Raw genomic sequence first — 1,322 nt, forward strand, 5'->3', positions numbered from 1 at the left:
CTAGGTATTAAAGAAGAAGATTTACAATTACTTATTAGTGAGTTTAGCACTAAAAGATTTAGCTTACAAGATTTACAAGATATATCTAATATCATTGCTTATTATTTCCAAGTTAATGGCTATCCTGCAGCAACAGCTTATGTACCCCAACAAGAATTTGAAGATAGTGTACAAATAAACATAGCCTTAGGAACATTAGGTAAGTATATAATAAAGAATAAAACTACTATAAAAGATTATTTTTTTGAAAGTAAACTTAATGAAAGAATCAAAGGTAAAATCATCTCTACTAAATTAATAGAAGATAGTGTATATAAAGTCAATGAAATGTATGGAGTACAAACCCTAGCAGGTTTACAAGCAGGAGAGAATGTAGGAGAAACTGATGTAGTTATAGAAGTAGTTCCTGATACTAAGGCTAATGTATTATTATATGCTGATAATTATGGTATTGAAAGTGCAGGGGATATTAGAGCTGGTATTAGTATGGGATTTAATTCTATATTTAATATGGGAGATTATTATAATTTTTACTTACAATCAAGTAATGAAAAACAAATTAACTATGGAGCTAGTTATACTTTCTTTTTAGGAAATTTAAAAATTACTCCAAGTATATCTCAAGGATCTTATTCTTTAGGTGGAGATTATAAAGAAGTTGGTTTTAGTGGTACTTCTAGAAATTTTGGTATAGACTTTTCTTATCCTATGTGGATTAATACTAATTCCTCTTTATATCTTACTTCAAGTATTTATCATAAAATATTAAAAGACGAACCTTTCTCAAATATATTTGAAGGTTATAGTATTGAAAAACATTCTAATGTAGGTAGTATGGGTTTAGAAGGTTTGTTTAGAGGATTTGAGAATAATACCTTAAGTTATAGTGCTAAGATAAGCATAGGTAAGGTATATGATGATGGTAATTCTTTAAGTTCTTATACTTCTAAAAATGGAGGCTTTGGTTGGTTTAGAAAACTCAATGCTAGTGTGAATAATTATTATAGTATTAATGAATACATTACGCATACTTTAAATATAAACTATCAAAAGGTCTTAGGGAATTTTGAATTAGATCCTTCTGAGAGTTCCTCTTTAGGTGGAGCTTATGGAGTAAGAGCTTATGATAATGGAGATGGGGATGGAGATAATACCATAATAGCTAACTTTGGTATAAGAATGAATATACCAAATACTAATTTTTATTTTACTCCTTTTTATGATATAGGTTATGCTTGGTATGAAAAAGATGGGGGTAGATTAGCAGATGAGCATTTTTTAGATGCAGTAGGCTTGCAAGTACTTTATAATAAAACTAATGA

Annotated in this window: 1 protein-coding gene; it reads left to right on the plus strand. The window is 28.5% G+C overall.

Features of this window, described 5'->3' with window-relative positions; all coding sequences use genetic code 11:
• Window positions 1-1,322: ShlB/FhaC/HecB family hemolysin secretion/activation protein (locus tag L8X24_RS07885; RefSeq protein ID WP_263664337.1), on the plus strand; the 1,322-nt coding region annotated here is incomplete at both ends.

This window comes from Campylobacter sp. CNRCH_2015_0814 (assembly GCF_025772765.1).
In the GTDB taxonomy this organism is placed as follows: Bacteria; Campylobacterota; Campylobacteria; order Campylobacterales; family Campylobacteraceae; genus Campylobacter_D.